Annotated in this window: 15 protein-coding genes; 12 read left to right on the top strand and 3 right to left on the bottom strand. The window is 65.2% G+C overall.

Going from position 1 to position 23,675, the window contains the following annotated elements; genetic code table 11:
* Positions 1-2: 2 nt before the first annotated feature.
* Positions 3-2,165, bottom strand: coding sequence for a type I secretion system permease/ATPase (locus JVX91_RS25180; protein ID WP_205340101.1), 2,163 nt, complete (start codon positions 2,163-2,165; stop codon positions 3-5).
* Between the two features lie 176 nt (positions 2,166-2,341).
* The gene (locus JVX91_RS25175) at positions 2,342-3,700 is read right to left on the bottom strand and encodes a TolC family outer membrane protein (protein ID WP_205336784.1); all 1,359 of its coding nucleotides are present in this window, start codon (positions 3,698-3,700) and stop codon (positions 2,342-2,344) included.
* A 479-nt stretch (positions 3,701-4,179) separates the two neighbouring features.
* Here JVX91_RS25175 and JVX91_RS25170 point away from each other — a divergent pair, with 479 nt between their 5' ends.
* Both JVX91_RS25170 and JVX91_RS25165 read left to right on the top strand, forming a co-directional pair.
* The gene (locus JVX91_RS25170; RefSeq protein ID WP_205336783.1) at positions 4,180-12,555 is read left to right on the top strand and encodes a retention module-containing protein; all 8,376 of its coding nucleotides are present in this window, start codon (positions 4,180-4,182) and stop codon (positions 12,553-12,555) included.
* Positions 12,556-12,730: 175 nt separating this feature from the next.
* Positions 12,731-13,915 carry a thiolase family protein gene (locus JVX91_RS25165; RefSeq protein ID WP_205336782.1) on the top strand — a complete coding sequence of 395 codons (1,185 nt, stop codon included), beginning with the start codon at positions 12,731-12,733 and terminating at the stop codon, positions 13,913-13,915.
* Between the two features lie 201 nt (positions 13,916-14,116).
* Here JVX91_RS25165 and JVX91_RS25160 read toward each other — a convergent pair whose 3' ends face one another.
* Positions 14,117-14,326, bottom strand: a complete 210-nt coding sequence (locus JVX91_RS25160; protein ID WP_205336781.1) for a DUF6316 family protein — start codon at positions 14,324-14,326, stop codon at positions 14,117-14,119.
* 294 nt (positions 14,327-14,620) lie between these two features.
* Between JVX91_RS25160 and JVX91_RS25155 the strand changes: the two genes are divergently transcribed.
* The 10 genes from JVX91_RS25155 to JVX91_RS25110 all read left to right on the top strand — a co-directional run bounded on the left by JVX91_RS25155 (position 14,621) and on the right by JVX91_RS25110 (position 23,522).
* Positions 14,621-15,259: a peroxiredoxin gene (locus JVX91_RS25155; protein ID WP_205336780.1), complete on the top strand. Its 639-nt coding sequence runs from the start codon at positions 14,621-14,623 to the stop codon at positions 15,257-15,259.
* A 287-nt stretch (positions 15,260-15,546) separates the two neighbouring features.
* Complete coding sequence (locus JVX91_RS25150) at positions 15,547-16,560, top strand: aliphatic sulfonate ABC transporter substrate-binding protein (RefSeq protein WP_205336779.1); 1,014 nt, start codon at positions 15,547-15,549, stop codon at positions 16,558-16,560.
* Between the two features lie 3 nt (positions 16,561-16,563).
* A complete protein-coding gene (locus JVX91_RS25145) occupies positions 16,564-17,385 on the top strand; it encodes an ABC transporter permease (protein ID WP_205336778.1) in 822 nt (273 codons plus the stop codon).
* On the top strand, positions 17,385-18,137 hold the full coding sequence (locus JVX91_RS25140) for an ABC transporter ATP-binding protein (RefSeq protein ID WP_205336777.1): 753 nt from the start codon (positions 17,385-17,387) through the stop codon (positions 18,135-18,137). The genes JVX91_RS25145 and JVX91_RS25140 overlap by 1 nt, the downstream gene beginning before the upstream one ends.
* A 332-nt stretch (positions 18,138-18,469) precedes the next feature.
* Positions 18,470-19,063 carry an NADPH-dependent FMN reductase gene (gene ssuE, locus JVX91_RS25135; protein WP_205336776.1) on the top strand — a complete coding sequence of 198 codons (594 nt, stop codon included), beginning with the start codon at positions 18,470-18,472 and terminating at the stop codon, positions 19,061-19,063.
* 132 nt (positions 19,064-19,195) lie between these two features.
* Positions 19,196-20,164: a sulfonate ABC transporter substrate-binding protein gene (locus JVX91_RS25130; protein ID WP_205336775.1), complete on the top strand. Its 969-nt coding sequence runs from the start codon at positions 19,196-19,198 to the stop codon at positions 20,162-20,164.
* A 250-nt stretch (positions 20,165-20,414) separates the two neighbouring features.
* Complete coding sequence (gene ssuD, locus JVX91_RS25125; RefSeq protein WP_054908220.1) at positions 20,415-21,563, top strand: FMNH2-dependent alkanesulfonate monooxygenase; 1,149 nt, start codon at positions 20,415-20,417, stop codon at positions 21,561-21,563.
* A 101-nt stretch (positions 21,564-21,664) separates the two neighbouring features.
* A complete protein-coding gene (gene ssuC / locus JVX91_RS25120) occupies positions 21,665-22,453 on the top strand; it encodes an aliphatic sulfonate ABC transporter permease SsuC (protein ID WP_205336774.1) in 789 nt (262 codons plus the stop codon).
* Entirely contained in the window at positions 22,450-23,262 is an 813-nt protein-coding gene (gene ssuB / locus JVX91_RS25115) for an aliphatic sulfonates ABC transporter ATP-binding protein (protein ID WP_054908222.1), read from the top strand. Before ssuC ends, ssuB begins: the two co-directional genes overlap by 4 nt.
* 44 nt (positions 23,263-23,306) lie before the next feature.
* Positions 23,307-23,522, top strand: coding sequence for a TOBE domain-containing protein (locus JVX91_RS25110; RefSeq protein ID WP_017517652.1), 216 nt, complete (start codon positions 23,307-23,309; stop codon positions 23,520-23,522).
* The last annotated feature ends 153 nt before the right edge of the window (positions 23,523-23,675 follow it).

Raw genomic sequence — 23,675 nt, 5'->3', positions numbered from 1 at the left:
GATTACCCCGCTGCCGGGCCGACGTGGCCCTTGCGCAATGCTTCGATGACCGCGTCTTTCGGCCCGTCGGCGACGATCCGACCGCTGTCGAGCACCAGCAAGCGATCGACCAGGCTGAGCATCGAGGTGCGGTGGGTGACCAGCAGCAACGTCTTGTCGCGACAGGCTTCGTGCAGGCGCTTGCGGAGGATTTCCTCGCTGCTGTTGTCCATCGCGCTGGTGGGTTCGTCCAGCAGCAGGATCGGCGGGTCGAGCAGCAGTGCGCGGGCCATCAGCACGGCCTGGCGCTGGCCGCCGGAGAGCAGTTGGCCGCGCTCGCCCACCGGACGGTCGAAGCCGGCCGGATGCTGCCGGGCCAGCTCGCTGACGCCGGTCAGCTCGGCCACTTCGAGCATCCGCGCATCGCTGACGTAGCGCGCGCCGAGGGTCAGGTTGTCGCGCAGGCTACCGGCAAGCAGCGGCAGGTCATGGGCCACGTAGCCGATCTGCTGGCGCAGGTCGGCGACATCGAGCTGGCGCAGGTCCAGGCCGTCGAGCAGGATCTGGCCTTCGTCGGGATGGTAGAAGCCCATCAGCAGGCGGCCGAAGGTGCTCTTGCCGGAGCCGCTCTTGCCGATCACGCCGATCTTCTCGCCGGGCGCCAGGCGCAGGCTGATGTGGTTCAGTGCAGGCGTCGTCTGTTCCGGGTAGCTGAAGCTCAACTGGCGCACCTCCAGCGCGCCGTGCAGCTGGGTGCGCTCCAGCGGGCGCTGGCGGGCCTGGCGCTCCTGCGGCAGCTCCATCAGCGCGTCGGTGCTCTTCATGGTCAGGCGCGCTTGCTGGTAACGGGTGATCAGCCCGGCGATCTGCCCCAGCGGGGCGAGCACGCGGCTGTTGAGCATGTAGCTGGCGACCAGCGCACCGACGCTGAGGTTGCCGGCGAGGATGCTGTAGACCCCGGCGCAGATCATCGCCATGCCGGCGAATTGCTGGAGGAACAGGGTGCCGTTGGTGGCCAGGGCGGAAAGGAATCGCGCGTGGTTGTCCAGCCGCGCCAGGGCACCATGGGTGGCTTCCCAGCGGTACTGGCGCTCGCTCTCGGCGCCGCAGGCCTTGAGGGTTTCCAGTCCGCCGAGGGTTTCGATCAGCAGCGCCTGGCGCTCGGCGCCCAGGGTCAGGCTCTTCTGCACGGTGTCGCGCAGGCGGCTCTGAATAATGAGTGCGAAGACGATGGTGAGGGGGAAGGCCAGCAGCGGAATGGCGATCAGCCAGCCGCCGAGCAGGCCGATGACCAGGATCATCAGGATCGAGAAGGGCAGGTCGATCAGGCTGGTCAGGGTCAGCGCGGTAAGGAATTCGCGCAGACCCTGGAAGTCATGGATGCTCTGGGCGAAGCCGCCAACGGTTTCCGGTTTGGCCTTGAGCGACATGCCGGTGATGCGCTCGAACAGGGTGGCGGAGAGCACCACGTCGGTCTTCTTGCCGGCCATGTCCAGCAGGTTGGAGCGCAGCACGCGCAGCAGCAGTTCGAACATCGTTCCCAGCAGCAGGCCGGCGGCGAGTACCCAGAGCGTCGAGAGGGCCTGGTTGGGCACCACGCGGTCGTAGGTCTGCATGACGAACAGCGGCACCAGCATGCCCAGCAGGTTGATCAGCAGGCTGGCGACCAGGGCGTCGGTGTAGAGCCAGCGCGACAGTTTGAGGGTGTCGCGGAACCAGGCTTCGACGCGCGGCACCAGGGGTTTGCGCGCGGCTTCCAGTTCGTGGCGCGGGCGGGCGAACAACGCCTGGCCGCTGTACTGGGCGGCCAGTTCGTCGGTGCTGACGGCCTGCTCGCCGCCTTCGGTTTCGCAGGGCAGGATCAGCGCCTTGCCGTCATCACGCCACTGGCGCAGGACCGCGCTGCGGCCGTCATTGAGCAAGAGCAGGACTGGCAGGTTCAGGCTGGAAATGCTCTTGAGTTCGCGGCGCAGCAGCCGTCCTTGCAAACCGGCGCGCGCGGCGGCACGGGGCAGCAGGCTGGCGGAAAGGCGCTGGTCGGGCAGCGGCAGCCCGGCGGACAGGCTGTTGCGGCTGACCGCGCAGCCGTGCAGGCGGCAGAGGATCAGCAGTCCATCGAGCAGGGGGTCGTCATGGCTCAGGCGCGGATCGCCCGGCGCGGGTGTGCCGCGCTCCTGGATGATCATGGTCACGCTACTTCCTCCCGGGCCGTCTGCCCTGGCGCCGATTTTCGCCGGCGAGTACCCGCAGGTACCCGCCGGCGTCCACTGCGCCGGGTGTTCCGTGCCCCGTCGTATCGCTTCACGATCGTCGCCCCGACGCCGGGCGGCGCGGGGCAGGCTGGCGGTCGCGAGCGACTTTCTTATTTCAGCTCAGGCAGGCGTGCCTCGTTCTTCACTTCCGAGAGCGCCACCGATTCATGGGGTGCCACCACATGCTGGGTTTTCAGCAGGTAGCCCATGCTGGCGAGCACGCGGTACATCGAGAATTCCTCGGTGTAACGCACCTCGGTATAGCGGCGGTTGGCGGTGAACAGTTCGTTCTCGCTGTCCAGCAGGTCGAGCAGGGTGCGCTGGCCGAGGGTGAACTGTTGCTGATACGCCTCGCGCACCTTGCGGGTGTAGTCGGCGTACTCGCGGGCCGGTTGAGTCTGCTTGCGCGAGTTCTCCATTGCGTCCCAGGCCAGCGAGAGGTTCTCGTTGAGCAGGCGCAGGGCGTTGTTGCGCACGTCCTTGGACTCGTTGATCTGGTGCGAGGTGGCGTTCAGGTGGGCCTTGTCGCGCATCCCGTTGAACAGGTTGTAGCGCATCACTACCTGGGCTTCCCAGTAGTTGTAGTGGCCCTCGTCGCCGTCGACGTTGTTGTTCGCGGCCTTGGCCAGTTCGGCGTCGAAGCGCGGGTAGAACGGCGCCTTGGCGGCCTCGTACTGGCTCTCCGCGGCGTTCACGTCGGCCTGGGCGGACTTGAGCAGCGGGTTGTCGTTGAGCATTGACTGGCGAGCCTGCAACAGGTCCGGCGGCACATCGGCCTTGACGGTCGACGGCGATTCCAGCTGATCGGGCATCTTGCCGGTGGCGCTATAGAAGTTGGCCTCGGCATCCGCCAGGTTCACTTCCTCGGTATAGAGGTTGTTCTGCGCCAGGGCCAGACGTGCGATGGCCTGGTCATTGTCGGCGGTGCTGCCGACGCCGCGCTCGCTGCGCAGACGGATCTGGTCGCCGATACGTTCGTGGGCCTGCAGGTTGTTGCGCGCCAGGGTCACCATCTCGCGGCGCTTGAGCACTTCGAGGTAGACCTCGACGGTGCGCAGGGCAGCGGTCTCCGAGGTACCGAGGATCCGGTAGGCCTTGGAGTTGACGTTGGCCTCGTTGCGTTTGACCTCGTTGGGCGTGCCGAAACCGTCGAACAGCATCTGCCGCAAGCGAATCTCGGCGTCGCCGCGGTTCATGGTTTCGTCGTTGTGATTGCCGATCGCTCGGGTCGACGGGCTGTCGGTGTTCTCCCGACCGTAGCCGAGCAGAAGATCGACGGTTGGCAGATATCCTCCCCTGGCAAACTTGAGTTCTTCATCCGCAGTCAGGCGACTGTTCACGCTCTGACTGATTTCCGGGTGGTACTGCAGCGTGCTTTGTATAGCTTCGGTCAGGGTCATGGCTTGCCCATGGACACCCGACACCGCCAAAAATACACCGCTCCATAGTGCCGCGTTACGACTGCGCATGGCTGTGCTCCTGGTGTTCTGGTACTTCGATGCTCTCGAATCGCCAATTTATTGGCTTTTTTCTCTTATCAAGCGTTTCACGCCTGTAACATCAGAGCTAAGAACAACTTTTCGAGAAGCTCAGAAGAATTTTTCACAAGTGTTATTCAGAAAAAATCTTATGAGACATGTGAAAAGCAGCACATTGTTTAAGCCTGCAAGCCCTCGTATTTCCTGGGTATGGGCGGGAAAGGCGCTTGCGACGAAGCCAGGTACGGTTTGTAGCAGTAAGGGCGGGGACCACCGCAGAAGGACAAGAAAACGCGTGGCCAGCATGACAAAAAATTGTCGCTGGCTTTTTGATACCGAAGCGCTACCAGTCCTTTCTGCACCCTTCGCAACTTTCTTCGCAGCATCCGGATACAAGCGTGCCATGGCCTGTTTCGGTTACTTGCGTGTCGGTGGAACCGACCGCGGGCAGTGGAGCGGAGGAAGGACTCATGGCTACTTTGATGGGTGTCGTCAGCAAGGTAATCGGCGAAGTGTTTGCAGTAGCCGCCGATGGATCGCGTCGTCCTTTGGAGCAGGGAGACAAGGTGTTCGTCGGCGAGAAGTTGGTCACCGGCGCCAATGGCGCGGTGGCGCTGAAGGTCGCCGGCGGTGGCGAGATCACGCTGGGACGTGACAGCTCGCTACCGATGACGGCGCAGATGCTGGCCGCCGCGCACCAGACGCAACAGGGTGACGAAGCGGTTGCACAGCAACCGGCGGCGCCCTCGCAGAAAGATCTCACCGACGCCAAGGCATTGCAGGCCGCCATCGCTGCCGGCGCCGACCCCACCAAGGAAGCAGAGGCCACTGCCGCCGGTCCCACTGCCGGGAACGCCGCCAACGGCAAGCCCGGTGGCGGCCACTCGTTCGTACTGCTGACCGAAGTAGGTGGCCACGTAACGCCGGATATCGGCTTCCCCACTGGACCGATTGGAGGCGGGCCACTGTTCCCCCACCATGAGGTCGCTCTACCCGCCGTGAACGCCCAGGCCGAACCGCCGGTCGTCACGCCGCCTGTCGAGCCGCCACCGCCGGTGGATGGGCTGCCGAGTGCCGGCCCGGGTGCCGCGAGCGTGTTCGAGGCCGGGCTGCCCGGCGGGATTCCCGATGCTGCCGGCGAGGGTGCGACCTTCACCGGCAATCTTGGCTACAGCTTTGGCACCGACGGCGTCGGCAGCTTCTCCTGGGGCACCGCCGGGTTGCCGAACCTGACCTCCGGTGGCGTCGCCATTACCTACAGCGTCAGCCCCGATGGTCATGTGCTCACCGGTAGCGCCAACGGCGCGCCGGTATTCACCCTGACCCTCACCGACATCAACACCGGCGCGTACGAGCTGAACCTGCTGCAGCCGGTGGACCATCCGGTCAAGGGCGCCGAAGACACCCTGACGTTCGAGGTCCCCTACACCGTTACCGACGGCAATGGCTCCACCGCGGGCAGCAGCCTCACCGTGGGGATCGTCGACGACGCGCCGCAGGCCGGCCTGTCCGCCAATCTTGGCGTCGACGTGCTGCTGCAGACCCATGACGCGAATACCGCCGGCGCCGCCTTCGATACCTCCACCGCCGACTACAGCGGGGCTTTCAAGGTCACCGCCAACTATGGCGCGGACGGCGCGGGCAGCACCGAACTGAGCTACAGCCTGAAGCTGGTGGGCGCCGACGGTACCGATTCGGGCCTGACCAGTGGCGGCGCGGCTATTTACCTGTACAGCGTGGGCGGCGCCATCGTCGCGTCCACCTCCGCCAGTGCGGCTGGCATCACCGGCGAGAACACCATCTTCTCGCTGTCGGTGAATGGCGGCACGGGGGTGGTGACGCTGACCCAGTTCAGTGCGATCGACCACGCGCTGCCGGGCAGTGACGGCGACTACGCCAGCCAGAACGCCGTGCTCGACTCCGGCCTGGTACAGCTGCAGGGCAACCTGACTGTCACCGACCGTGATGGCGACAGCGTTTCTTCCAGCAGCTCCATCGACCTCGGTGGCCGCGTCAGCTTCACCGACGATGGCCCGAGCATCGCGGTGGGCAATACCGAAGGCCTGCACCTGACGGTGGATGAGTCCGACCTGAGTCAGGACGCTACCAGCAGCGTGGCGGTGGGCGATCTGTTCAACGCCCAGTTCGGCGCCGACGGCGCCGGCTCGATCACCTACAAGATCGGTACCACCGACAACACCGACAGCGGCCTGAAAGACACCGCCAGCGGCGACAAGATCTTCCTGTTCAATACCGCCAATGGCGTCGAAGGTCGTGTCGGCGGGGAAGGGGGCGCAGTCGCGTTCCGCGTGACGCTGGGCCCGGACGGCAAGATCACCCTAGACCAGGTGCGTGCACTGGTGCACCCGGATGCCACCGATGCCAATGATCCGCTGAGCCTCGGTGCCGGCAAGATCACTCTCACCGCCACCGTGACGGATGCTGACGGCGACCACCAGAGCGCCGGGCTCGACCTCGGCAGCAAACTCACCTTCCTCGACGATGGCCCGCGCATTGCGCCAGTGGAAGGCTCGGACATCCAGCTGACCGTGGACGAGACGCAGCTCGGCCAGCCGGCCACCAGCAACTCGGTCGCCGATCTGTTCAGCAGCCAGTACGGTGCCGACGGCGCCGGCTCGATCACCTACCAGCTTAGCGCCGCGAATAACAGCGACAGCGGCCTGAAAGACACCGCCACTGGCAGCAAGATCTTCCTCTACAACACCGCCAATGGCGTGGAAGGCCGCCTGGAAGGCACCAGCACCGTGGCCTTCCGCGTGAGCATCGACGGCGATGGCAAGGTCACCCTGGAACAGCTGCGTGCCCTGGCGCACCCGGATGTGTCCAACCCCAATGACGCCCTGAGTCTGAGCGGCCAGATCACCCTGACCGCGACCATCACCGACAAGGATGGCGACAGCGCCACGGCCCACATCGACCTGGGCAGCAAGCTGACCTTCCTCGATGACGGCCCGAGCATCACCCCGTGCCAGGACGCCGACATCAAGCTGACCGTGGATGAAACCCACCTCGGCCAACCGGCCACCAGCGACTCCGTGGCCGACCTGTTCAACGCCCACTATGGCGCCGACGGTGCCGGCAGCATCGAGTACAAGCTCAGTGCCGCCGACAACACCGACAGCGGCCTGAAGGACACCGCCACCGGCAGCAAGATCTTCCTCTACAACACCGCCAATGGTGTGGAAGGTCGCCTGGAAGGCACCAGCACCGTGGCCTTCCGCGTGACCATCGATGGCGATGGCAAGGTCACCCTGGAACAGCTACGTGCCCTGGCGCATCCGGATACCACCAATGCCAATGACGCCCTGAGCCTGGACGGCAAGGTCACGCTCACCGCGACCATCACCGACAAGGACGGCGATAGCGCCAGCGCCCACCTCGATCTGGGCAGCAAGCTGACCTTCCTCGACGACGGTCCGTGCATCCAGCCGGCCACCCAGTACGACATCAGCCTGGAAGTGGACGAGACCAATTTCGACAACGATGCCCGCGTCGAATCCAGCCTGGTTTCCCTGCTGTTCGAGTCGCACTTCGGCGCCGATGGCGCGGGCACCATCACCTACAAGGTCAGCACGGTGGATGGCACCGACAGTGGCCTGCGCGAGTCGTCCAGCGGTGACCGCATCCTGCTGTTCAACGAGAGCGGCACCGTGGTGGGGCGTGTCGAAGGCAGCAATGCCATCGCCTTCGTGGTCAGCGAGGACCACGGCGCGCTGCAGCTCGACCAGCGCCTGGCGCTGCTGCATCCGGACGCCAGCGATCCGGATGATCCGCTGCGTCTGGACAGCGGCAAGATCACCCTCACCGCCACCATCACCGACAAGGATGGCGACAGCGCCTCGGCCCATGTCGACCTGGGCAGCAAGATGGTGTTCTACGACGATGGCCCGAGCATCGAGCCGTGCACCGATGCCGATATCAAGCTGACGGTCGACGAGACCAAGCTGGGTGCCGACGACAAGGCATCGGCCGGCGACGTCGCAGCGTTGTTCAATGCTCACTTCGGCAATGATGGCGCCGGTTCGATCAGCTACAAACTGACGACCACCGACGGTACCGACAGTGGGCTGAAGGACACCGCCACCGGCGGCAAGATCTTCCTCTTCAACACCGTCAACGGTGTCGAAGGACGCGTGGAGGGCACCAACCTGGTGGCCTTCAGCGTGACGCTCAACAATGGCGCGATCACCCTGGACCAGCAGCGCGCCCTGGTACACCCGGTGACCAGCGACTCGAACGATCCGCTGAGCATCGGCGCCGACAAGATCACCCTCACCGCCACCATTACCGACAAGGACGGCGACAGCGCCAATGCCCACATCGACCTGGGCGGCAAGCTGACCTTCCTCGACGATGGTCCGTGCATCCAGCCGTGCACCGAGGCCGACATCCGCCTGGAGGTGGACGAGTCCACGCTGGGCAGCGATGCGCGTGTCGAGGCCAGCCTGGTGTCGCAACTGTTCGACGCGCACTTCGGCGCCGATGGTCCGGGTTCGATCACCTACAAGGTCAGCGTGGCCCAGGACGGCACGGACAGTGGCCTGCGTGAAAGCGCCAGTGGCGCACGCATCCTGCTGTTCAACGATGGCAACGGCGTGGTGGGCAAGGTCGAAGGTACCGGCGCGGTCGCCTTCGTGGTTCGTCCCGATGGCGGTGCGCTCACGCTGGATCAGCGCGTGGCCTTCATTCACCCCGACACCCATAACGATGACGAAGGGCTGAGCATCGCTGCCGGCAAGATCACCCTCACCGCCACCATCACCGATGGCGACAGTGACACCGACAGCGCCCACATCGATCTGGGCAGCAAGCTGGTGTTCTACGACGATGGCCCGACCATCGTCGCCAATCAGGACCACGGTCCGGCCCTGGTGGTGGACGAGAGCAGCCTGGGCACCAATGCCAGTGCCAGCGTCACCAGCCTGTTCACCACCAACTACGGTGCCGATGGCGCCGGTTCGCTGGTGTATCAGGTGACGGCGACGCAGGATGGCAGCGATAGCGGCCTGCGCGTCACCAACGGCGACAAGATCTACCTGTACAACGAAGGTAATGGTGTGGTCGGCCGGGTTGGCGGGCAGGGCGGCGCTGTCGCCTTCACCGTCACGGTGAACAACGGCACCGTGACCCTCGACCAGCAGATGGCGCTCAAGCATTCGGACGCCAACGACCCCAACGATGCCCTGAGCATCGCCAGCGGCAAGATCAGCCTGACCGCTACCATCACCGATGGCGACGGTGACTCCCACAGCGCCAGTGTCGAACTGGGCAGCCAGCTGACCTTCCACGACGACGGCCCGAGCATCACCGCCAGCGCGCAGGGCGCTCCGGCCCTGGTGGTGGACGAGTCCACCCTGGGTTCCGATGCCAGCGCCAATGTCACCAGCCTGTTCACCAGCAGCTACGGCGCCGATGGCGCGGGCACCCTGGTGTACAAGGTGGTCGCGGCGCAGGACGGCAGCGACAGCGGTCTGCGCGTGACCAATGGCGACAAGATCTACCTGTACAACGAAGGCAACGGCGTGGTCGGCCGGGTCGGCGGGCAGGGCGGGGCGATCGCCTTCACCCTGACGCTGAGCAATGGCAGCGTGACCCTCGACCAGCAGATGGCGCTCAAGCATTCGGACGCCAACGACCCCAACGATGTCCTGGGCATCGCCAGCGGCAAGATCAGCCTGACCGCCACCATTACCGATGGCGACGGCGACTCGAAGTCCGCCAGCCTCGATCTGGGCAGCAAGCTGAGCTTCCACGACGACGGTCCGAGCATCACTGCGGACGCCAACGCCGCGCCGAGCCTCACCGTCGACGAGACGCACCTGGACGTCGATGCCACGGCCAACTTCAGCAGCGCCTTCACCGCCAATCCCGGTGCCGACGGTGGCAGCACGACATACAGCCTCACCGCCACCAACGGCACCCAGAGCGGCCTGCAGACCACCGACGGGCAGAACATCGTGCTGGTCAAGGTCAGCGACACCCAGGTCGAGGGCCGCGTCGGCGGCACTGGCGGGGCGACCGCCTTCACCGTGACGCTCAACAGCAGCACCGGTGTGGTCAAGCTCGATCAGCAGCTGGCGCTCAAGCACCCCAATGGCAGCGATCCGAACGACTCGCTGAGCCTGGTCACCGGCAAGATCGGCCTCGCCGCCACGGTGACCGATGGCGACGGCGACACGAAGTCCGCCAACATTGACCTGGGCAGCAAGCTCAGCTTCCTCGACGACGGCCCGACCGCGGTGGACGACTCGCCGCGCTGCCTGGTGCAGCAGGCGCCGCCGGCGGTAAACCTGACGCTGGTGGTGGACGTCTCCGGCAGCATGCAGGGCGACAAGCTGGCCAATGCCAAGGCGGCGCTGGTGAGCATGCTGCAGCAGTACGCCGCCATGGGCATTGCCATCCACGTGTCGCTACTGAGCTTCGCCAGCACCGCCAAGGACCTGGGCGACTTCAACTTCACCGGCACCTCGGATGCGCAGTACACCGCGCTGGTGAGCAAGATCAACGGCCTCAGCGCCAGCGGAGATACCAACTACCAGGCCGCCCTGGACCTGGCCAAGACCAATGTCACCTCCGACATCACCGCCAGCGGCCACGATCCGGCGGCGATCAACCGTGTGTACTTCATCTCCGATGGCGAGCCGACGGTGGGCGACACCAACACGGCGATCACCCAGTGGAAAGGCTTCCTGGCCAACCCGGACGGCGACAACAATGACGCCACCAACCACGTGGATGCCTACGCCGTGGGGCTGGGCGCCTCGATCACCGATGCGGACCTCAAGGGCGTCACCAACACCGGTGATCCGATCATCGTCACCAAGCCTGCCGACCTGACGGCCACCCTGCAGAACCTGGTGACCATCGACTCGGTGAGCGGCAACCTGTTGGCCAACGACCTGCCCGTGAGCGCCGACGGCACCGTGCGCATCACCCAGGTCGAATTCGGTGGTGAGAAGTTCGCGGTGGATGCTTCGGGCAACCTGACCAACGTGAACCCCAACGCCACCTCGGCCACCGGCAGCTACAACACCGGCAGCGGCCTGCTGACGATCCAGACCAGCAGCGGCACGCTGACCGTCTACCTCAAGGACGTGAGCGGCCACCATGCCGGCGACTACACCTATGCCTCCAAGGCCGGCGTGCAGTTCCCGGAAAGCGGGCAGATCAGCGAGGTGTTCAAATACACCATCATCGATGGCGATGGCGATACCGCGTCGGCCAACCTCAACATCTGCCTGAAGTACGGCCAGCCGATCCTGGTGGTGGGCAGCAACAGTGGCGATGTCGACGGCTCGTCCACTCTGCACACCATCCCCAGCCCGCTGGATGCGGACAAGGCGGGGCAGATCAACGGCAGCGGCGGCAATGACGTGCTGATCGGCGATGCCGGCGGGGTGTCGGTCTATACCCAGCCGGGCAAGAACTACAACATCTCGCTGATCGTCGACACCTCCGGCAGCATGGCCGACGGTTCCGGCAGCGGCATATCGCGGATGGCACTGGCGAAGAACGCGCTGATCAACCTGGTGAACTCCATCAAGGGCCATGACGGCGTGATCAACGTCAGCCTGGTGTCGTTCAGCGACAACTCCCACGTCAACACCTTCAACGGTCTCACCACCGCCAACGTGGCTGCCCTGATCGCCGCCATCAACACCCTCAGCGCCAACGGTGCGACCAACTACGACGACGCGATGAAAGCCGCTTCGCAGTGGTTCAACACCCAGGTGACGACCAACCATGCCGATGCGGCCCACGGCTACATCAACCTGGCGTTCTTCCTCACCGACGGCAACCCCACCGTGTACAACGGCAACAGCGGTTCGGGCGACACCACCAACTACAACGACATCAACGCCGCGCTCACCTCCGGCAATGACATGCTGCACCACGCCGGCGCGCTCACCGGGGACAATGCGGTGGACGTCAATGCCATCGGTATCGGCGACGGCATCAACAACAACTACCTGAAGTTCTTCGACAACACCGACACCACCGGCAACGGCTCCGTGACGCTGGACGGGCAGACCATCAACGCCGCCGTCGGCCAGCCGCAGATCATCAACACCGCCGAGCAGTTGCAGGCGGCGCTGCAGGAGGGCTTCAGCACCAGCACGCCGGTGACCGTGGGCAACGACCACCTGGTCGGTGGCGCGGGTAACGACATCATCTTCGGTGACGTGATCAACACCGATTCGCTGGCCTGGGCCGGGCATGCCGCCGGCACGCACAACGGCCAGGGCTACCAGGCGCTGGTGGACTACCTGACCGCCACCAACGGCAGCGCGCCGACGGTGGCCCAGGTGACCAACTACATTGTCCAGCATGCGGATCAGTTGAACGTCGCCGGCGACACCCGTGGCGGCAACGACATCCTCGAAGGTGGGGCCGGCAACGACCTGATGTTCGGCCAGGGTGGCAACGACAAGCTGATCGGCGGACCCGGCGACGACATCATGTATGGCGGCACCGGAGCCGACGAGTTCATCTGGAAGGCCGGCGACACCGGGCACGACGTGGTCAAGGATTTCAGCATCGCCGAAGGCGACTCGCTGAACCTGGCCGACCTGCTGCAGGGCGCGCTGCCCACCGCCGACTCGCTCGCCCACTACCTGACCTTCTCGGTCAATGCGGGCACCACCAGCATCGGCGTCAGCCCCACCAGTGGCGGTACAGCGACCCAGACCATCGACCTGGCCAACGTCGACCTCTCCGCCAAATACGCCGGCCACGTCGGCAACGGTGTGCTCTCCGCCGGGGATACCCACACCGTGCTCAACGGCCTGCTGGGTGACCACGCGATCAAGACCGATACCGTCTGACCTGCACGCGCTCCGCGAAACCGCCGCCTTCGGGCGGCGGTTTCGTTTGTCCCTGCCCAACGAGGGTGGGGGCACGGCTATACGGCTGGTGAATGATCGTCGCGGTGTGTCCTCAGCGCCGCTTATGCTCGGACCACACCTTCCCTCAGTCCAACAACAAGCAACGAGGTTTCCCATGCGCGAAGTGGTGATCGTCGACAGCGTCCGTACCGGCCTGGCCAAGTCCTTCCGTGGCAAATTCAACATGACCCGTCCGGACGACATGGTCGCCCATTGCATCGACGCGCTGCTGGCGCGCAACAACCTCGATCCGCTGCTGGTGGACGACTGCGTGGTCGGTGCCGGCTCCAACGAAGGCGCCCAGGGCCACAACATCGGCCGCAACGCGGCGGTGCTGTCGAAGCTCGGCATCCATGTCGCCGGCATGACCCTGAACCGCTACTGCTCCTCGGGCCTGCAGGCCATCGCCATCGCCGCCAACCAGGTGGCTTCGGGCTGCAGCGACATCCTGGTCGCCGGCGGTGTCGAGTCCATCACCCTGACCATGGGCAAGCAGAACCTCGACAACTTCGTTAACCCGCGCCTGAAGGACGAGTTCCCTGGCATCTACTACCCCATGGGCCAGACCGCCGAGATCGTCGCCCGCCGCTACAATGTCACCCGCGAGCAGCAGGACCTGTACTCACTGCAGAGCCAGCAGCGCACCGCTCGCGCCCAGGCCGAAGGCCTGTTCGACGACGAAATCGTGCCGATGAGCGTGAAGTACCTGGTGGAAGACAAGGCCACCGGCGAGAAGAAAGTCCTCGACGCCGTGGTCGACCGCGACGACTGCAACCGCCCGGAAACCACCCTCGAAGGCCTGAACTCCCTCAAGCCGGTGTTCGCCGAGGACGGCTCGGTTACTGCCGGCAACGCCTCCCAGCTGTCCGACGGCGCCTCGATGACCCTGGTGATGAGCCTGGATAAAGCCCTGGAGCTGGGCCTCAAGCCCAAGGCCTTCTTCCGTGGCTTCACCGTCGCCGGCTGCGAGCCGGACGAGATGGGCATCGGCCCGGTGTTCTCGGTACCCAAGCTGCTCAAGGCCAAGGGCCTGCAAGTCGCCGACATTGACCTCTGGGAGCTCAACGAAGCCTTCGCCTCCCAGTGCCTGTATGCCCGTGATCGCCTGGGGATCGACAACGAGAAGTACAACGTCAACGGTGGCTCCATCTCCATCGGCCACCCCTTCGGCATGACCGGCTCGCGCCAGGTCGGTCACCTGGTCCGCGAACTGCAGCGCCGCAACCTGCGCTACGGCATCGTCACCATGTGCGTGGGCGGCGGCATGGGCGCCTCCGGCCTGTTCGAAGCCGTTCGCTGAGCACGGCGGGCGAGGGCGCAACCCTCGCCCGAATGGCGCCGGCTGCTCCACGCAAGCGGCGGGTGCTTTGGAGAGCCCCTGGCGGAGACGTCGGGGGCTTTTTCATTACCAGGGTTTGATGGTTCCGCTCCTGCGGGCCATGAGGCGCAAAAAAGAAAACCCCGGCGCCAGCCGGGGTTTTCATGTTTCGTCCGCTCAGGATCAGTGCGCTACCCGCGCCATCAACCCCGCCGCCTGCTGCATCCGGGTGATGTATTGCATGACCTCGCGCTCGGCATCGAAGCGGGTGAAGTAGGGGCCTTCCAGAGTCCCCTCGCGAGTGGAGAAGAAGTACTGGCCATTGACCGAACTGATTCGGTCGCTGCGGTAATGGGTGGCCGCCTGATTATCGCCGACGCGTTGCCCCAACATGAACTGACCTCCCGAAGCTAAAGGATTAATTACATCGAGTGTATGTCGCAAAGCCCCGCCGTGCCTGGGCCGCAGGGGGATGGCGACGAACGGTCGGGTTTCGTTTCAGCGTTGAAACACTTGGCCATCCAGCCTTCACACTCCCTTGACTATGCTCAGTGTCCGGCGCGCCGCACAGCCGGAACACGGTCGGCAGGAATAGCTGGTTTTGGTTATAAGAAAATCAAAATATATTCTTTTTAATGCGATCCGACCTTGTGCATAGTGGCTACCAACACGAACAAGGAGAGACCCATGAGCTTGCGACTTGGCGACATCGCCCCCGACTTCGAACAGGAATCCAGCGAAGGCCGCATCCGTTTCCACGAATGGCTGGGCAACAGCTGGGGCATTCTGTTTTCCCACCCGGCCGACTTCACCCCGGTATGCACCACCGAGCTGGGCCTGACCGCCAAGCTCAAGGACCAGTTCGCCGCCAAGGGCGTCAAGGTGATCGCCCTGTCCGTCGACCCGGTGGACTCCCACGTGAAGTGGATCGAGGACATCAATGAGACCCAGAACACCGTGGTCAACTTCCCGATCATCGCCGACGCCGACCGCAAGGTGTCCGAGCTGTATGACCTGATCCACCCGAACGCCAACGACACCCTGACGGTGCGCTCGCTGTTCGTCATCGATCCGAACAAGAAGGTGCGCCTGACCATCACCTACCCGGCGAGCACCGGGCGCAACTTCAACGAAATCCTGCGCGTCATCGATTCGCTGCAGCTCACCGACAACCACAAGGTCGCCACGCCGGGCAACTGGCAGGACGGCGACGACGTGGTGATCGTGCCCTCGCTCAAGGACGAGGACGAGATCAAGCAGCGTTTCCCCAAAGGCTATCGTGCGATCAAACCCTACCTGCGCCTGACGCCGCAACCGAACAAGTGATCCGAAGCGGCTGCGCGTCGGCCAGCCCGCGTTGCCAGCGGCAGCGAGATGCTCATGTGCACTAGCACACTCCGCTCTCACTGCCGTTGGCGCCTTGCCGGGCTCTAGTTCGCGCGCTTCGGGCTACTGCTTCTCAACCTCGAGCGGTCAATCGGGCCGGTACGCCGGCCCCTTTTTTATTCTTCATGCGCGGACCACGCCGCGCTTTTTTATTCGCTCCACCTCCAACGATCTGACTTGCCCGCCAGACGGGAAGAAGACACCAGCCCACGCCAAGGAGAACGACCATGGGTCATTCCACCTGGCGCCGCAGCCTGGCCGTCGCTCTTCTCGCGAGCCTGCCGATCGGCGCCTACAACAGCCCCGCCCAAGCCGCCGACGCACCGAAGGAGGTGCGCCTGGACTACGCCTACTACGCGCCCACCAGCCTGGTGCTCAAACACTTCGGCTGGCTGGAGAAGTCCCTCAAGCCGCAGGGCACCGAAGTGCGCTGGGTGTTCAGCCAGGGCAGCAACCGTTCCCTGGAATACCTCAACGCCGGCAGTACCGACTTCGCCTCCACCGCAGGGCTCGCAGCCGTGCTCAGCCGCGCCAACGGCGCCCCGCTGAAGACCGTCTACATCGCCAGCCGTCCGGAGTGGACCGCACTGGTAGTACCCAAGGATTCGCCGCTGAAATCCGTAGCGGATCTCAAGGGCAAGAAGATCGCCGCCACCAAGGGCACCGATCCCTACCTGTTCCTCCTGCGCAGCCTGCAAAAGGCTGGGCTGGACAAGAACGACGTGGAGATCGTCCACCTGCAGCACCCGGACGGCCGCGCCGCGCTGGAGCGGGGCAGGGTGGATGCCTGGGCGGGGCTGGACCCGCACATGGCCGCCAGCGAACTGCAGGCCGGCTCGCGGCTGCTGTACCGCAATGTCGACTTCAACAGCTACGGCGTGCTCAGCGTCACCGAGAAGTTCGAGCAGGAACAGCCGGAGCTGATCAAGCAGGTCATCGCCGCCTATGAAGAGGCGCGCCAGTGGGCCGTTGCGCATCCGGAGGAGACGGCGAAGCTGCTGGCCGAGGAAGCCAAGCTGCCGCTGGAAGTGGCCAAGCTGCAACTCTCGCGCACCGACTTCAGCAAGCCGCTGCCGGGCGCCGAGCAGGTCGCCGCGCTGAAGGCTGCCGCGCCGATCCTGCTGGATGAGCAACTGGTACGTCCGGGCACTGACGTGACCGCCGTGGTCGATCAACTGATCGCTCCGCAACTGGCTGGTGAAGTGATCGGCAAACCCGCCGTCGCCAAGGCGGGGCAATAATCCATGTCGACCCAGAGCCTGCGCCTCGCTCGCCAGCGCCGCCTGCCAAAGCTGCGTTGGCCGCGACTGAGCTGGCGCGCCTGGCTGCTGCCGCTGCTGCTGTGCGCGGTGCTGGAGCTGGTCGTGCGCGTCGGCTGGTTGCCCGAGCACCAGATGCCGGCGCCCAGCAGTGTGGCGCTGACGCTCTGGCAACTGGCCCAGGGAGAACTCTGGAAACACATGGCGGCCAGCCTGGCGCGGGTGGCTGCCGGCTTTGCCATTGGCGCTGCGCTGGCCATCCTGATCGGCACCTGGGTCGGCCTCAGCCAGCGTGCCGAGGCTTATCTCGAGCCGACTTTCCAGGCGCTGCGGGCCATTCCCAGCCTCGCCTGGGTGCCGCTCCTGCTGCTCTGGCTGGGCATCGACGAAACCCCGAAGATCGTGCTGATCGCCCTCGGCGCGTTCTTCCCCGTGTATCTCTCGTTGGTAGCCGGCGTGCGTAACGTCGACCGCAAGTGGGTCGAACTGGGCCGCTTGTATCACCTGTCGCCGTTTGCCCTGGTGCGGCGGATTCTGCTGCCGGCGGCGCTGCCGAGCCTGTTCACCGGCCTGCGCGGCGCGCTGAGCCTGAGCTGGATGTTCCTCGTCGCCGCCGAGCTGATCGCTGCCACCCGTGGCCTGGGCTATCTGCTCAGCGACGGCCGGGAAACCTCGCGGCCGGACATCGTCATCGCCGCCATCCTGGTGCTGGCGGTACTCGGCAAGCTCAGCGACAGCCTGCTCAAGGCGCTGGAGCAGCGTGCGCTGGCCTGGCGCGATACTTTCCTTGGCAACGGAGAGAGCTGATGAGCGCCTTGCTGGAACTGCGTGATATCCGCAAGAGCTTCTCCGGCGTGCGGGTGCTGGACGACGTCAGCCTGAGCCTGGCGCCGGGCGAAGTGGTCAGCCTGCTCGGCCCGAGCGGCTGTGGAAAAAGTACCCTGCTGCGCATCGCCGCCGGACTGGACGACGAGTTCGCCGGCTCGCTGGAGCGCAACCCGCTGCTGGGCTTCGGCCCTGGCGGTGACACAGGCCGTGGCGTTGGTGGCATCGGTGTGGTGTTCCAGGAGCCGCGCCTGCTGCCCTGGCTCACCGTGGCGCAAAACATCGGCTTCGCCGACGGCTGGCTGGCCGACGACAACCGTATCGCGCACCTGCTGCGCGACGTGGGCCTGGAAGGCAAGGGCGACCTGCTGCCCAAGCAGCTCTCCGGCGGCATGGCTCAGCGCGCGGCCATCGCCCGTGGCCTCTACGGTCGTCCGCAGGTGTTGCTGCTGGACGAACCCTTCAGCGCGGTGGACGCCTTCACCCGCATCCGCCTGCAGGACCTGATCCAGCAACTGGCGCTGGAGTACGACATCAGCATCCTGCTGGTCACCCACGACCTCGACGAAGCCTTCTACCTCAGCGACCGCGTCCTCCTGCTGGGCGGCACGCCCAGCCGCCTGCGCCGCGAATTCCCTGTGCCGCTGCCGCGTCCGCGCGATCGTCGCGCCGTGGAACTCGCCTTCCTGCGCGGCGAAGCGCTGACCGAGCTGCACCAGTCTCACGTCATCTGACGTTCCGCCCCTACAGAATGCTGCTGTGCTCGGATCGGCCCTCACCCTAGCCCTCTCCCAGTGGGAGAGGGGACCGTTCGGTGCAGGATGAAACCACAGCATCAGCCGGCACGGCCTGCTCCCTCTCCCTTAGGGAGAGGGTTGGGGTGAGGGGGAAATGCAGGCGCAGAATTAGCCAGGAGGAGACAGTTGGACGTACTTTTAAAACGAAAATGCATAACCAAATGAAAAAATAACATTTATTGGAATATGAGGTTGCCTGTTAAGGTCTATGCACATTGGTTAGCAGGGCGGCATTTGTATCGTCCTGATCGTTATAAGGAAATGTGCAGATGTATGTAGTCACCCTTGCCGGCAGCCCCAGCCAGCGTTCCCGCTCCGGCGTCCTCCTGGACATCGCGCGGAACTGGCTGCACGCCCACGGCGCCGAGGTGCGCTCCTACTCCGTGCACGACTTTCCGGCGGAAGACCTGCTGCATGCACGCTTCGACAGCCCGCGGGTGGTCGAGCTGATCGAGCAGATCCTGCGCGCCGACGGCCTGGTGATTTCCACCCCGGTGTACAAGGCGTCCATCGCCGGTGCGCTGAAGGTCATCCTCGACCTGCTGCCGGAACGGGCGCTGGCGCACAAGGTGGTGCTCCCCCTGGCTACTGGCGGCAGCAACGCCCACATGCTGGCGGTGGACTACGCGCTCAAGCCGGTCCTCGCCGCGTTGAAGGCCCAGGAAACCCTGCACGGCGTGTTCGCCGAGGAGAGCCAGGTGCAATACCCCGAGGGCAATACCCCGGCGCGTCTGGAATCCACCCTCGAACATCGACTGCTGGAATCCCTGGAACAGTTCCACGGCGCCCTGGCGCGCCGACCGAAACCCATCGACCCGAACCTGCTCAACGAACGGCTGATCAACGCCCGCTGGAGCATCTGACAGACAACTCCACGCAGTGAACGCCAAGCCCCAACCCGGCAGGCTCCTACTGCGTCAAACAAGAAAAGGCCCTCACCGTCCCGTCAACGGGACCGCAGGTCCGGCAATCACACTCGACGAAGGATCACTCCCATGCGGACTCTCACTTTGCGTAGTGGACTGGCGGCCCTGCTGATTGCGGCCCTGTCCTACAACGTCCAGGCGGACGAACAACCCGGCACCCTGCGTATCGGTTATCAGAAATACGGCACCCTGGTGCTGCTCAAGGCCCGTGGCACGCTGGAGAAGCGCCTGGCAGAGCAGGGCGTGAAGGTGCAATGGACCGAATTCCCCGGCGGCCCGCAGCTGCTCGAAGGCCTGAACGTCGGCAGCATCGACTTCGGCGTCACCGGCGAAACCCCTCCGGTATTCGCCCAGGCCGCTGGCGCCGATCTGGTCTACGTCGCCCACGAACCGCCGGCGCCGACCAGCGAAGCGATCCTGCTGCCCAAGGACTCGCCGATCAAATCCGTCGCCGAGCTGAAGGGCAAGAAAGTCGCCCTGAACAAAGGCTCCAACGTGCACTACCTGCTGGTGCGCGCTCTGGAAAAAGCCGGCCTGAAATACACCGATATCCAGCCCGTCTACCTGCCGCCGGCCGACGCCCGCGCCGCCTTCGAGCGTGGCAGCGTCGATGCCTGGGTGATCTGGGACCCGTACCAGGCCGCCGCCGAGAAACAGCTCTCCGCCCGCACCCTGGTGGATGGCACCGGCCTTGTGGATAACCACCAGTTCTACCTTGCCACCCGTCCCTATGCGAACAACCACCCGCAGGTGATCACCACCCTGATCGACGAAGTGCGCTCGGTGGGCGAGTGGTCGCAGCAGAACCCGCAGCAGGTGACCGACCAGGTTGCGCCGCTGCTCGGCCTGCCGGCGGACATCACTTTCACCGCGGTGAAACGCCAGGGTTACGGCGCCCAGCCGATCACCCCGGACGTTACCGCCGCACAGCAGAAGATCGCCGACACCTTCACCGACCTGAAGCTGATCCCCAAGAAGCTGAGCATCAAGGACGTGGTGTGGACGGCGCCGGCCAAGGTGGCCGCTGCCAGCAACTGATTCACCTGATACGACCCTCTCCCTAACCCTGGCTACGCGCCCCGCTCCGAAGGGAGAGGGGACAGGATCGGCACCGGCTGAAACTGATATGTCAGCCGGCACGGACTGCTCCCTCTCCCTTCAGGGAGAGGGCCGGGGAGAGGGGCTCGACGGTGCGAAAGATCTACCTGAAGAGCCAAAAGCACGACGCACACCCAACCCATCATCGCGCGGCTACGCCACGCCGGCGCGCTTATCTGGAGTTACAGCGATGAGTCTCAACATCTTCTGGTTCCTGCCGACCCACGGCGACGGCCACTACCTGGGCACCGCCGAAGGCGCCCGTGCCGTGGACCACGGTTATCTGCAACAGGTCGCCCAGGCCGCCGACCGCCTCGGTTTCGGCGGCGTGCTGATCCCCACCGGCCGCTCCTGCGAGGACTCCTGGCTGGTCGCCGCCTCGCTGATCCCGGTGACCCAGCGTCTGAAGTTCCTGGTCGCCCTGCGTCCGGGCATCATTTCCCCGACCGTGGCCGCCCGCCAGGCCGCAACCCTCGACCGGCTCTCCGGTGGGCGCGCGCTGTTCAACCTGGTGACCGGCGGTGACCCGGACGAACTGGCCGGCGACGGCCTGCACCTGAGCCACGCCGAGCGCTACGAAGCCTCGGTCGAATTCACCCGCATCTGGCGCCGCGTGCTGGAAGGTGAGACCGTCGACTACGACGGCAAGCATCTGCAAGTGAAGGGCGCCAAGCTGCTCTACCCGCCGATCCAGCAACCGCGTCCGCCGCTGTATTTCGGTGGCTCTTCCGATGCAGCGCAGGACCTAGCCGCCGAGCAGGTCGAGCTGTACCTGACCTGGGGCGAGCCGCCGGCCGCCGTTGCCGAGAAGATCGCCCAGGTCCGCGAGAAGGCCGCCAAGCAGGGCCGCAGCGTGCGCTTCGGCATCCGCCTGCACGTGATCGTCCGCGAGACCAACGACGAAGCCTGGCAGGCCGCCGACCGCCTGATCTCCCACCTGGACCAGGACACCATCGACCGTGCCCAGGCCTCCCTGGCGCGCTTCGACTCCGTCGGCCAGCAGCGCATGGCCGCCCTGCACGGCGGCAACAAGGACAAGCTGGAAGTCAGCCCCAACCTCTGGGCCGGCGTCGGCTTGGTCCGCGGTGGCGCTGGCACCGCGCTGGTGGGCGATGGCCCGACCGTGGCGGCCCGCGTGAAGGAATATGCAGACCTGGGGATCGACACCTTCATCTTCTCCGGCTACCCGCACCTGGAAGAGTCGTACCGGGTCGCCGAATTGCTCTTCCCGCACCTGGACCTCGCCCGGCCGCAGCAACCGCAGGAGCGCGGCTACGTCAGCCCGTTCGGCGAGATGGTCGCCAACGACATCCTGCCCAAGGCGGCATCGGCGAGCTGACACCCGTAGGGCGAATGAAGCGGAACGCTTCATCCGCCGCGGCGGATAACGCTGGCGCGTTATGCGCCCTACGTAGCGACCGAAGAATCCGGAGAGAAGAGATGAGCGTTTCCAATAACCTTGCCCAGCGCCTCGCGCCCTGGGCCCTGCCGGTGGGCCTGGTGGTGATCTGGCAACTGGCAGTGGAATTAGGCTGGCTGTCCAGCCGCATCCTGCCGGCACCCAGCGCGGTGGCCGAAGCCGGCTACCATCTGGTGGTCAGCGGCGAGCTGTGGCAACACCTGGCGATCAGCACCTGGCGTGCCGCCGTCGGCTTCGTCATCGGCGGCAGCATCGGCCTGGTGCTGGGGCTGATCACCGGCCTGTCGAAGTGGGGCGAGCGTTTCCTCGACAGCTCGGTACAGATGATCCGCAACGTACCGCACCTGGCGCTGATCCCGCTGGTGATCCTGTGGTTCGGCATCGACGAGTCGGCGAAGATCTTCCTGGTCGCCCTCGGCACGCTGTTCCCGATCTACCTCAACACCTACCACGGTATCCGCAACATCGACCCGGGCCTGCTGGAAATGTCGCGCAGCTATGGGCTGTCCGGCTTCGCGCTGTTCCGCCAGGTGATCCTGCCCGGCGCGCTGCCCTCGATCCTGGTCGGCGTGCGCTTCGCCCTGGGCTTCATGTGGCTGACCCTGATCGTCGCCGAGACCATTTCCGCCAACTCCGGCATCGGCTACCTGGCGATGAACGCCCGCGAGTTCCTGCAGACCGACGTAGTGGTGCTGGCCATCCTGCTCTACGCCGTGCTCGGCAAGCTGGCGGACCTCGCTGCCCGTGGCCTGGAACGCGTCTGGCTGCGCTGGCACCCGGCATATCAGGTGAAAGGAGGTGCGGCATGAACGCAGTCAATCAACTGCCGCAACAACTCAAGAAAGGCATCCCGCTGGCGCTGGAAAACGTGCGCAAGCGCTTCGGCGAGCGAGAAGTGCTCAAGGGCATCGACCTGCGGATTCCCGCCGGCCAGTTCGTCGCCATCGTCGGCCGCAGCGGCTGCGGCAAGAGCACCTTGCTGCGCCTGCTGGCCGGGCTGGATGAAGCCAGCGACGGCCAACTGCTGGCCGGCTCCGCGCCGCTGGAAAGCGCCCGCGAAGAAACCCGCCTGATGTTCCAGGACTCGCGCCTGCTGCCCTGGAAGCGGGTGATCGACAACGTCGGCCTCGGCCTGAAAGGCGACTGGCGCGGCAAGGCGCTGGAAGCGCTGGAAGCCGTGGGCCTTTCCGACCGCGCCAACGAGTGGCCGGCCAGCCTGTCCGGTGGCCAGAAGCAGCGCGTGGCCCTGGCCCGCGCCCTGATCCACCAGCCGCGCCTGCTGCTGCTCGACGAGCCGCTGGGCGCGCTGGATGCGCTGACCCGCATCGAGATGCAGCAACTGATCGAGGGCCTCTGGCAGCAGCATGGCTTCACCGTGCTGCTGGTCACCCATGACGTCGCCGAGGCCGTGGCCATCGCCGACCGAGTGATCCTCATCGAGGACGGCGAGATCGGCCTGGACCTCAATGTCGAGCTGCACCGTCCGCGTGCCCGTGGTTCGGCACGCCTGGCCGCGCTGGAAGCCGAAGTGCTCGAACGCGTGCTGTCGCTGCCGGCGCAGCCGCCCGAGCCGGAACCCGTATCCCCACTGCCCACGCAACTGCGCTGGGCACTCTGATCCAACGTTCACACGTGTAACGCCATTCCCCAAGGAGAAACGCCATGACCATCAAAGCCATCAACGTCCGCAACCAGTTCAAAGGCACCATCAAGGAAATCGTCGAAGGCGATGTACTGTCGGAAATCGACGTGCAGACCGCCGCCGGCATAGTCACTTCGGTGATCACCACCCGTTCCGTGAAAGAACTGGAACTGGCCATCGGCAGCGAAGTGATCGCCTTCGTGAAATCCACCGAGGTGTCCATCGCCAAGCTCTGAATGCGGCGCTGGAATACAACGGGCAGCCCGGAAGCGGGCTGCCCGTTTTCTTTTTCGGTGGCGCGCGGTGCTTCTGCATGGAAAACCCTGTGCGGTGGTTTGCCCTCACCCCAGCCCTCTCCCGGAGGGAGAGGGGGCTGTTCGGTGTGTATG

It is taken from the genome of Pseudomonas sp. PDNC002 (assembly GCF_016919445.1).
Taxonomy (GTDB): Bacteria; Pseudomonadota; Gammaproteobacteria; order Pseudomonadales; family Pseudomonadaceae; genus Pseudomonas.
Note: the sequence above shows the minus strand (reverse complement) of the source record. Positions and strands in the feature narration are given on the sequence as shown.

Excerpts from the sequence above, each read along its gene's own strand:
- ssuB (WP_054908222.1), top strand. The coding sequence starts at position 22,450 with ATGAACGCAGTCAATCAACTGCCGCAACAACTCAAGAAAGGCATCCCG.
- JVX91_RS25110 (WP_017517652.1), top strand. The coding sequence starts at position 23,307 with ATGACCATCAAAGCCATCAACGTCCGCAACCAGTTCAAAGGCACCATC.
- JVX91_RS25150 (WP_205336779.1), top strand. The coding sequence starts at position 15,547 with ATGGGTCATTCCACCTGGCGCCGCAGCCTGGCCGTCGCTCTTCTCGCG.
- ssuC (WP_205336774.1), top strand. The coding sequence starts at position 21,665 with ATGAGCGTTTCCAATAACCTTGCCCAGCGCCTCGCGCCCTGGGCCCTG.
- JVX91_RS25165 (WP_205336782.1), top strand. The coding sequence starts at position 12,731 with ATGCGCGAAGTGGTGATCGTCGACAGCGTCCGTACCGGCCTGGCCAAG.
- JVX91_RS25145 (WP_205336778.1), top strand. The coding sequence starts at position 16,564 with ATGTCGACCCAGAGCCTGCGCCTCGCTCGCCAGCGCCGCCTGCCAAAG.
- JVX91_RS25140 (WP_205336777.1), top strand. The coding sequence starts at position 17,385 with ATGAGCGCCTTGCTGGAACTGCGTGATATCCGCAAGAGCTTCTCCGGC.
- JVX91_RS25180 (WP_205340101.1), bottom strand. The coding sequence starts at position 2,165 with ATGATCATCCAGGAGCGCGGCACACCCGCGCCGGGCGATCCGCGCCTG.
- JVX91_RS25130 (WP_205336775.1), top strand. The coding sequence starts at position 19,196 with ATGCGGACTCTCACTTTGCGTAGTGGACTGGCGGCCCTGCTGATTGCG.
- JVX91_RS25175 (WP_205336784.1), bottom strand. The coding sequence starts at position 3,700 with ATGCGCAGTCGTAACGCGGCACTATGGAGCGGTGTATTTTTGGCGGTG.
- ssuE (WP_205336776.1), top strand. The coding sequence starts at position 18,470 with ATGTATGTAGTCACCCTTGCCGGCAGCCCCAGCCAGCGTTCCCGCTCC.
- JVX91_RS25160 (WP_205336781.1), bottom strand. The coding sequence starts at position 14,326 with ATGTTGGGGCAACGCGTCGGCGATAATCAGGCGGCCACCCATTACCGC.
- JVX91_RS25155 (WP_205336780.1), top strand. The coding sequence starts at position 14,621 with ATGAGCTTGCGACTTGGCGACATCGCCCCCGACTTCGAACAGGAATCC.
- JVX91_RS25170 (WP_205336783.1), top strand. The coding sequence starts at position 4,180 with ATGGCTACTTTGATGGGTGTCGTCAGCAAGGTAATCGGCGAAGTGTTT.
- ssuD (WP_054908220.1), top strand. The coding sequence starts at position 20,415 with ATGAGTCTCAACATCTTCTGGTTCCTGCCGACCCACGGCGACGGCCAC.